Annotated in this window: 8 protein-coding genes, 1 tRNA gene and 1 pseudogene; all 10 read right to left on the bottom strand. The window is 44.3% G+C overall.

Annotated elements, in window-relative coordinates:
- A pseudogene (locus F6J94_RS24660) lies at positions 1–102 on the bottom strand (SAM-dependent methyltransferase); the annotation flags it as partial.
- A 60-nt stretch (positions 103–162) separates the two neighbouring features.
- A complete protein-coding gene (locus F6J94_RS24655) occupies positions 163–561 on the bottom strand; it encodes a hypothetical protein (RefSeq protein ID WP_293045005.1) in 399 nt (132 codons plus the stop codon).
- Between the two features lie 22 nt (positions 562–583).
- A tRNA-Leu gene (locus tag F6J94_RS24650) sits at positions 584–667 on the bottom strand.
- Positions 646–1,515, bottom strand: coding sequence for a M48 family metallopeptidase (locus tag F6J94_RS24645; protein WP_293045003.1), 870 nt, complete (start codon positions 1,513–1,515; stop codon positions 646–648). The genes F6J94_RS24650 and F6J94_RS24645 overlap by 22 nt, the downstream gene beginning before the upstream one ends.
- 212 nt (positions 1,516–1,727) lie before the next feature.
- The gene (locus F6J94_RS24640; protein ID WP_070394331.1) at positions 1,728–2,084 is read right to left on the bottom strand and encodes an iron-sulfur cluster assembly accessory protein; all 357 of its coding nucleotides are present in this window, start codon (positions 2,082–2,084) and stop codon (positions 1,728–1,730) included.
- 252 nt (positions 2,085–2,336) lie between these two features.
- Positions 2,337–3,515 carry a tetratricopeptide repeat protein gene (locus F6J94_RS24635; RefSeq protein WP_293045001.1) on the bottom strand — a complete coding sequence of 393 codons (1,179 nt, stop codon included), beginning with the start codon at positions 3,513–3,515 and terminating at the stop codon, positions 2,337–2,339.
- A gap of 456 nt (positions 3,516–3,971) precedes the next feature.
- Positions 3,972–4,811, bottom strand: coding sequence for an alpha/beta hydrolase (locus F6J94_RS24630; RefSeq protein ID WP_293044999.1), 840 nt, complete (start codon positions 4,809–4,811; stop codon positions 3,972–3,974).
- A 123-nt stretch (positions 4,812–4,934) separates the two neighbouring features.
- Positions 4,935–6,281 (bottom strand): ATP-dependent protease ATP-binding subunit ClpX, encoded by a 1,347-nt coding sequence (clpX, locus tag F6J94_RS24625; protein ID WP_293021101.1) that lies wholly within the window; start codon positions 6,279–6,281, stop codon positions 4,935–4,937.
- Positions 6,282–6,294: 13 nt separating this feature from the next.
- Entirely contained in the window at positions 6,295–6,987 is a 693-nt protein-coding gene (clpP, locus tag F6J94_RS24620) for an ATP-dependent Clp endopeptidase proteolytic subunit ClpP (RefSeq protein WP_293021169.1), read from the bottom strand.
- Between the two features lie 315 nt (positions 6,988–7,302).
- On the bottom strand, positions 7,303–8,736 hold the full coding sequence (tig, locus tag F6J94_RS24615) for a trigger factor (RefSeq protein WP_293044996.1): 1,434 nt from the start codon (positions 8,734–8,736) through the stop codon (positions 7,303–7,305).
- Between the last annotated feature and the right edge of the window lie 578 nt (positions 8,737–9,314).

Below are 9,314 nucleotides of genomic sequence, written 5' to 3'. Positions count from 1 at the left end.
TATAAAGCCCTCATCGACATGAGTCACAAACCGTGGAAATGAATAGAACAGAGCATCATCGCTCTCATCCAATTTACTGCGTTGAAGGCGCTGGTAGATCATTGTATGAGCTAATATCTATCTTGTTAAGCTTGTTAAGAATATTATAAAGATTTATGAAGTTTATGGTATGTATAGCAGTCGCCAGGGCAGGCGCGGACATGACAAAAGTCTCAAACCTAAATAAGCGCAAGAGTTTGACTTCTGACTTCTGACTTCTGACTTCTGACTTCTGCTATATTTCTGAGTTTGGGTTATGGGAAGGAATATTTTGAACCGGTTAGACAGGGTTCTACAAAAAAAATAGGGAAGAGCATTGATATCTCTTCCCCCTTGTTGATTTTGGTATTGATTTTTGTTGTCTTGATTTTGGTTTTGGAGTGCTTTCCGACTTTCCTTAAGCTTCCGCCGCAGCATCTGAGTCTGTTTTTTCAGTTGTTTGCGCCGTGCTGAGCCTCCTCTTCCTTTCGAGTTACGTCCTTCGCGGCGGGGCGATTCCCACCGTTTTAGTCGTTGTGCCATTCATCTTGCCCCTTAGTTACAGTGGGCGGGGAGAGACTCGAACTCTCATGACCATAAGGCCGCCACATTTTGAGTGTGGTGCGTCTACCAATTTCGCCACCCGCCCGTTTGGGCATCTCCATTATTATAACTAATTAACCGCTGATTTAACAAGGACTGATAAGATTGAGAACTTGCCCAACGGTCAATTTCTCGCGCCCGTAGTACAGGTAAGGGATGGCTCAGTTGAGAGATCTGCAATTCTTGTAGTACTTGACCCAGCTCAGTATTACCGACGCTGTCGTAAGCTCTAGCTTGAGTAATAAACGCATCTAGGTTCAGTTGTGGTGCCAGAGTTGGGGAGCCACCAGCCAGTTTCATCAATACAGACATGACCACTCTCGGATTTTGAGTAGCCAGTAGAGCAGCGCGATCGCAACTAAATTCCGCACATCGTAGCCACTCTAACATCTTCTCCTGTATGCTTTGAGCAATGAGCATCCCCCAATTCGGAATTAAACTAGCCGCTAATACCATGATATTGAGCGGTGTTAGGTACACCCCATGTTCACATTTGAGATGACCCAGTTCATGGGCAATAACCGCCTGAATTTCCTCTGGTGTCAGCAGATCAATTAAAGAGGTGTGCAAGACAATGAAAGGCTGCTTACCCCGCATAGCGAAGGTATAGGCATTGGGAGCAGGATTTTGCTGCACATAAAGCTGAGGCGGCTCTAAATCTAAAGTTGTGCAGGCATCTTCGAGTAGTTTATGAAGATGGGGCAGTTGATTTTCTCCCACCAAGACACTAGCAGCGATATTGTTCAGGTAAAAAAACTGTTCCGCCACAGGACCTAGTAAATTTCGCACCACCAAGTCTATCCCTGGCAACTGTTTCAGGGCTGTGGTTGCTTCCAAATCTAGGGGATGACGGAAATGATCTGCCTTCAGACCAAATAGTGATGTTTTAGTCATTAGCTGTTAGTCGTTAGTCATTAGTCATTACTTATTAGTCTAGGACTTACCCAAAATCTCTGGCTCAAGCCTAATCTATTGTAGGGTTACAAGCCTTGCGCCCTAACTAGATATAGCTCTACCTCTATATAGCTAATTATATAGCGCCACTGCGTAATTCCTCTAGTGTTTGGTGGTGGTCTTGAACTGACAGACTTTCAACTAACAATCCCCTAAACGCTAAACGACTTACCACAGCCACAGCTTTGATTGGCATTGGGGTTGGTGAATTGGAAGCCACCACCAATCATAGCATCGCTGTAATCCAGTACCAGACCGTAGAGATAAAGCAGACTTTTTGGATCACAGATTATTTTGAAGCCATCGTAGTCAAAGATTTCATCATTCTCCCGAATGTTACTAGGTTCTTCAAAATCCATCATGTAAGACAGTCCTGAACAGCCTCCCTGGCGAACACCAACTCGCAGGTAAAGGTCTTTTCCTTGGCTTTGTTGCAGGGCTAAAACATGCTTTAGGGCTTTATCTGTCAGTTGAATACCTTTTTGCTGTGACTCAGTTGCTTGTGCCATTGCTTACGTTTGACTCCTAATTTTGCTTGGTGTTAAGTTGTTGTGCATCGTCAAGAAAGATAATTATCAGGCTGTAACCCAAGATTTAGCTTAGAGTGTCTCATAAACTAGATGCTTTACAGCTTATAGGTAAATCGGCTCTGCCAGTTCACAGTTTTGCTGTTTATCGATAATTATCTAATTGTCGTTAAATGGAAATTATTGGGGGTTTGAATCTTTATTGTAACGAGTCTTTAGGCTACCAGGCATTAATCATTCTACGTTATGGTTTATCGTTCCACCGTGACTAAGATACTGGCTAATCTCTTCTTCACTAACTCGGTAACCACAGTTAATGATCATCTTGTGTACTTGTTGGCTGCACTGCACCCCTTGCTCAGATATACCCAGACAGTTATAAACTTTCCTAAGTTGAGAAAATTCAGCCTTTTCATGGAACAAGCTCTCCCCCTCCCCAGGATGGGCGATTTCTTGCCAAAGTCTTAAGGCTTGTAAGTGATACGCTAAGGCATGGGGGTAATTTCCCAAGTGGTAGTGAACCGCTCCGATATAATCCAAGCTTCTGGTGTTACCATGAAGTGATTTACTCAGTTGCTGACCAATCTCCAAAGCTTGATGATAGAAATCCAATGCCCGTAGTTCCTCACCTAGTCGGAAGTAAACTGTGCCAATCCTCTCAAGAGTAGTTAACTTGCGACTAGAGTAACGAGAGGATGTTTTTTTTTCGTGAATGGTTAGGGCTTGCTCCAAGACAGCAAGAGCTTGACGGTATCTTCCAAGCTGGGTATAAGCTTCCCCTATATTTTCCAGTGCTCTGCCTTCGCCCTCAACTGAATTGCCTAAGTTTTGAAAAATCTTCATGGCTTGGCGAAAGCATCTCAGAGCCAGCACTGGTTGATGCCAGCTATTGTGAATTTCCCCTAGGTGATTAAGTATTTTAGCAATTTCTGAGTGATCTTGAGTTTTTTGGAAAATCCTCAATGCTTTTAGATAAACCTTAAATGCCTTATCATCCTGGTTAGTCTTGCAATAAGCCATTCCGAGATGATGAAGAATGACCCCTACACTCTTGGGCGAACCAACATCATTGGCCATTTGTAAACTTTGCTGGAGACACTTGATGCCCCAGGCATACTCTCCCAAACGGCAATGAACTAACCCAATGCGTTTGAGAGTATCCACTTGACCAGTCAAATCTTCGTTAGTTTGACAAATTGCTAAGGTGTTTTGCAGTGTTTTTAGTATATTTTTTAACTTACTTTGGCGATACTTACAAGCTTGAGGCTGGAAAGGGTCATCTCCTGCAGTCTTGTTTTGGTGTTGCTTGACTTCCGTTTCAACTAGATTCTGAACCAGATCTGCCATATTAATATTGCTCCCTGATGTAGATGGGGGAGGGATGATGGAGCCAAATAAACTTGAGTAGCCCATCTCCCTTGCTCATTTTCAGCAGTTATGTCTCTGTTCTAACTCGGTTACCAGAGATAATATTACTCACAACTTGCTGTAAATTCCTAAATATATTTTTCAGTAAGTTAAGGAAATTACTGAGCTATTAATAAAAATTAACATCAGTAGCCTGGGCACACTAATCTGGAAAGACCTAGTTGCCGTCATACATACTAGCTTATTTCCCCATCTCCCCGTCAGCCCATTGCCGATGATAGCCCATTGCCGATGATACTATCTTGAAGCGAACTCACTATCAAAATCTTTCCGGAGAAGGGTCACACCTAATCGAATAAGGAAGTAGTAGATGCACCCTGATCACCGCCCCCAGCTTTTACAGGTTGGGGGTTTCCTGATTTTTTAACCTATTCCTGTGGTGTTGAGTCTTCTGAGCACTAACCACTTATTTCACCCGAAGAGTACTAATTTCTTTAAGCCTCAGCTCACACAAATAAACTCCCGTACCTGCTCTAGATAAACCCCTGGAGCCTCCAACATCGGAAAGTGAGCTGTATCAGGAATTTCAACATACTTCACGTTTTGACTTAATTGTGAAGCTCTACGCCCTAGTGCTGAAGGAATAATTTTGTCGTATTCACCAGAAACTAGCAGGGTTGGCACCTTTAACTGAGCGAACTTATTAGGCATTACCTCAGCCGCATACTTACTAACCGCAGTCAGCATTGTTCCCAAAGCTGCTTCATAATCAGCCATTAGGTAATCTGCCAAAAAAACCCGGCTCACTGCCCTAGGTAGGGGATGGTGCAAAAATCGCATCATGAACACGGTACCGGCTAAGGGAATATTTAACAACCAACCGGGGCGGAACTTAACTACTAACTCACCAACTTTGTGAAAAGCGGTGAAGGATTTCTCGTCATAATCAAAAATACCGCTATTATTCAAAATTGCCTGTTCAACCCGCCCAGGATAACGATTGAGAAACATCGTAGCAGCAGATGCCCCTAGGGAATGAGCATTGATATAGATACGATCAAGTCCCAGGGTATCTAACAACACCACTAAATCTTCAGCATAGTCCTCCATCTCATAGGTCAAGTTTGTCCCCTGTTGGGGCAATTTTGACCGACCAAACCCCCTTAGGTCATATAGGAGGCAGTCAAAAGTATTGGATAGAGCTTTAGCGGTACTTTCCCAGTAGCGAGACGAGCCACACCAACCATGGATAAAGACCATCACAGGTTTATTTCCACAAGGTGTTGACTTCTTTACCCATTCATAGTAGTGTTCTACACCCCGAATTTGAATGTAAGGCATTTTGTGATCTTTGTCCTTTGTTAATTGAAAATCAACAATCAACAATTAACAATTAACAATTAACAATTAACAATTAACAATTAACAACCGATAAATTTGGTTTTGGCCAATGATAAATTACTACTATGCTGATTCTGGCTTTGGCAATGAAGAAGGATGAACCAATAGTTCAGCAGTTGAGCGCTTCTCTACCATTTCCCTAGTGATTGTACAGCGAGTGACATCCTTACGAGAAGGCAACTCGTACATCACTTCCAGCATCAATTCTTCCACAATGCCCCTTAACGCCCTAGCACCGGTTTTACGACGGTAAGCTTCCTGGGCCAGCGCTCGAATTGCATCTGGCATAAACTCCAAGTTGACATTGTCCATCTTCAGCAGCTTTATATACTGTTTTACCAGTGCATTCTTGGGTTCTGTCAAAATTGCCATCAGGGCTTCCTCATCCAGGGGTTCAATGACCGCTACCATTGGTATACGACCAATGAACTCGGGAATCATGCCGAATTTAACCAAGTCATCTGGCTGCAAGTGTCGCAGAATATCTGCTGTTCGCTTTTCCTTCGAGTTATGCTCTCCAGGCTGAATAAATCCCATGGAACGCTTGCCTAGGCGTTGCTCGACCACCTTCTCCAGACCTACAAACGCGCCACCGCAAATAAACAGAATATTGCTGGTGTCAATCTGAATACAGTCTTGATAAGGATGTTTGCGTCCACCTTGAGGGGGCACATTAGCAATGGTTCCTTCTAGCATTTTCAGTAATGCTTGCTGGACTCCTTCCCCAGAAACATCCCTGGTAATAGAGGGATTTTCACTCTTGCGGGCTACCTTATCGATTTCATCGATATAGATAATCCCCCGCTGGGCTTCCTCTACATCCAGATCTGCCACTTGCAATAGTCGCAGTAAGATGTTTTCTACATCTTCCCCAACATAACCAGCTTCTGTCAGGGTTGTGGCATCTGCCACAGCAAAAGGCACATCTAATATTTTGGCTAAGGTTTGGGCGAGTAATGTTTTACCACAACCAGTAGGACCAATTAGAAGAATGTTGGACTTTTGTAGCTCTATGCCATCATCCATTATTCCCTGACCCTGACCCTGAGCTTTAGATTGGAGCAAGCTTAGGCGCTTGTAGTGGTTGTACACAGCCACTGACAGAACTTTTTTGGCTTCCTCCTGACCAATCACATGGTCATCTAGATACCGTTTAATTTCCCTGGGTTTGGGAATCTGATTCATGGAAATGCGGTTGGCACGGGGACGACGTTTCTTAGCAGGTTCTGGTCGAGGAGCAGGCTGGGGAGCAGGCGCACCGGAATCGAGTAACTCCTCATCTAAAATTTCATTACATAAATCAACACACTCATCACAAATATAGACTCCGGGGCCAGCAATTAATTTGCGTACTTGCTCTTGAGACTTACCGCAGAAGGAACATTTTAGATGGGAGTCGTATTTAGACATAAGAAGCCTCTTTCTACATAGAAGCGACAGCTGCTTCCTGGTTAGGAAGATTCTGCCGGGAGATCACCTGGTCAATTAAACCATAGTCTTTAGCTTGCGCCGCTGACATGAAAAAGTCGCGTTCGGTATCTTCGGCAATTTGAGCCACTGGTTTACGGGTGTGATTAGCCAGTAATTCGTTAAGGGTTTGCTTGTGGTATAGAATTTCCTTAGCTTGAATTTCTATATCCACCGCTTGTCCCTGAGCACCGCCAAGGGGCTGGTGAATCATAATCCGAGAATTGGGCAATGCCATCCGTTTACCAGCAGCTCCCCCTGCTAGGAGAAATGCGCCCATACTAGCAGCTAAGCCATAGCATATGGTAACCACATCAGGGCGCACTTGCTGCATCGTATCATATATTGCCATCCCTGCAGTTACCGAGCCACCTGGGGAGTTGATATACAATTGGATATCCTTTTCCTGGTCTTCAGCTTCTAGGTATAACAGCTGGGCAACAATTGAGTCAGCTACCACATCATCGACCTGGGTTCCCAAAAACACAATGCGTTCTCGCAGCAGCCGCGAATAAATGTCAAATGCTCGTTCTCCCATTCCAGACTGCTCTACCACCATTGGTACAACAGTACTACTGGAGGTGATTTGGTATTGGTCTAGAGAACTTAAGCTGGTGATTGAGGAATGAGGGGACACAGATTGCAGCATAGGATACAATTCGTCAAGACCTCTGGATTTACTAATAAAGGTGCTATCTAACAAGGGCACGAATAGGCATAAAGTCAAAGTCTCTATAGAAACTATTATGCCTTAACTGTTTGCTTGTTGGTGCAACAGTTGACGGTTATAGAGTTGAGGCTTATCTATAAGCCTAAGCTGTTGAGCTAAGGCGTGTTTCTTCTAAGGGATCTAAGCTGAGCCTTGGGTTTCAGTCTCAGAATTATACAAAGTTAAATGCACAACACCTTAGCAACTCGCTACCTTCTACCCTGGGCAGATCACCAACAAGGCCAACGCTACGATTTACTCAGAAACAGGTTCAGCTGGTACTTCAATAGTCTGGGAAGCCGCATCCGTTGTTTCTAGCTCGGTTACTGTAACGGCCGTGTCTTCTGCTTCAGTTTCTTCTTCGGTGATGGTTCCTTTGGGAACCAGCTCTATAGTAGCGTGATCTTCTAACCATTTAATGGCTTTGAGTTTGAGCAAATCGGACTCGACGAATTCCCGCAGCCGATCCGGATCTACCTCTTGACCAGCCAACTCCTTCATCAATTCTTTACTTTTCCCTTGTATTTCGGAATCTTCAACGGTTAGGGATTCACGTGTAGCTATTTCCTTAAGGGCTAGGGATTGTCGGAGGCTTTGGATGGCATCAGGACGTGATCTTTCTCGCAGCTGTGGTAGATTCTCTTCGGTAAACAGCCTTTTGACATCCATGCCCAACTGTTGCATCTGGATGGCTGTTTGGGTCAAAATTGTTTGGAGTTCCTGGTCAATTAGCGTTTCAGGCAAGTCAACTTCAACCTTTTCCAGGAGAGCGTTGATTAAAGCCTCCTCCTTGCTGGCTTGGGTTTCTTGATCAGCTTTTTCCTGAAACTCCTGCTGTAAATATTCCCGTAACTCTGCCAAGGTTTCTTTATCACTAACTTCTTGAGCGAAGTCGTCATCTAACTCTGGCAGCTCTTTTTCCTTGATTTCTTTTAGGGTGATGCTAAAGACCGATGACTTGCCAGCTAAATCTTCTAGGGGGTAATCTTCAGGAAAAGTCACTGGTACTTCTTTAATCTGATCAGGATTCATACCAACGATGCCTTGAAGAATGTCCTCTAGGAACTTGCCTTCCCCAAGTTCAATTTCAAAATCCTTAGCCTCACCGTTAGGGATTACTGAGCCTTCATCCTCTTCGCTATCACCAGTAAATCGACCGACGTAATCCACCACGACCACATCTCCCATCTGGGCTGGGCGTGATTCGACTGGTACTAAGGTAGCCTGCTCAACACGCCGTTGTTCGAGAAAATTACCGACGGCATCCGGTTCAACCTTAGTTTCCTCAGCTTTCACACTTAAGCCATTGTATTCCCCTAAATTGACCACTGGTGGCACATCCACCGATGCGCTGAAGGTTAGGGGTTCTCCAGGTTTGAACTGGCTGAGCAAATCTTCTAAGGTAGAGGTTAAATTATAGTTCCCTAGTGCCTCAATTTGGGCTTGCTCAATCGCCTGCTTTAGACTACTATCGAGCAACTCTTCGATGGCAGCAGCTTTTACCTGTTGGGCACCAAGACGTTGTAGCAAAACCTGACGGGGTACCTTCCCTTGGCGAAACCCAGGAATTTTGACTGTACGGGAAAGGTTCTGTAAAACCTTTTCATAGGCTTGTTTGGTCGTTTCAGCTGGAATTTCAATTTCCAGACCAACCTGGCTAGCGGGAAGTTTTTCCTGAGTTACTTTCATTGACGCTTGGGTGTGAAGAGTTAATTGTTTAATGAGTCGGGACAATGGATAGTCAACCTGGCTGAATCAAAGATTCGACCTGGGGACTCCTATATTACTTTAGGTGTTGCCTGCTTCGACCAACAAAATTCACCAAAAAGATTTACATTGTGTCAGCCAAGGTATTTATCCACATGCACTAGTTGCCCTAGTCGGCGGTGGTTCTCATCAAAGGGTTTGGCAACAAAGTCGCAAGGGACGAATTTCTCAAGGGGTTTGAGTCAAAACGCCGATCTCCAAAGGAGTAGAGGTGAAAATTAATGGTTATCGAGTATCGATACAGATGGACAATTTCTACCTCGGATGGAACTAGACGGGAGAATCCAAAGCAATTATGGTATGCTGATTCTAACAACCAGTTAAGCGTTAAGCACATCTACCAGTTCTTTTACGGCAGTAGAGAATACTATCTATAGGTGGTTACTACAGCCTTTAAGCAAGCTCTTAGTCGATCAGAGCTTTTTAAGTGTACCTAACACGCCAGTCGATGACTCTGGCCTGAGCTTAATAGGGCAGTGTGAGGGATTAAACTCGCGCTA

The organism is Moorena sp. SIO1F2 (assembly GCF_010672755.1).
GTDB lineage: Bacteria > Cyanobacteriota > Cyanobacteriia > Cyanobacteriales > Coleofasciculaceae > Moorena.
This window is presented reverse-complemented; position numbering and strand designations above follow the sequence as displayed.

Coding starts and splice junctions, on each gene's coding strand:
- F6J94_RS24655 (WP_293045005.1), bottom strand. CDS start 561: ATGGCACAACGACTAAAACGGTGGGAATCGCCCCGCCGCGAAGGACGT.
- clpX (WP_293021101.1), bottom strand. CDS start 6,281: ATGTCTAAATACGACTCCCATCTAAAATGTTCCTTCTGCGGTAAGTCT.
- clpP (WP_293021169.1), bottom strand. CDS start 6,987: ATGCTGCAATCTGTGTCCCCTCATTCCTCAATCACCAGCTTAAGTTCT.
- F6J94_RS24630 (WP_293044999.1), bottom strand. CDS start 4,811: ATGCCTTACATTCAAATTCGGGGTGTAGAACACTACTATGAATGGGTA.
- F6J94_RS24640 (WP_070394331.1), bottom strand. CDS start 2,084: ATGGCACAAGCAACTGAGTCACAGCAAAAAGGTATTCAACTGACAGAT.
- F6J94_RS24635 (WP_293045001.1), bottom strand. CDS start 3,515: ATGGGCTACTCAAGTTTATTTGGCTCCATCATCCCTCCCCCATCTACA.
- tig (WP_293044996.1), bottom strand. CDS start 8,736: ATGAAAGTAACTCAGGAAAAACTTCCCGCTAGCCAGGTTGGTCTGGAA.
- F6J94_RS24645 (WP_293045003.1), bottom strand. CDS start 1,515: ATGACTAAAACATCACTATTTGGTCTGAAGGCAGATCATTTCCGTCAT.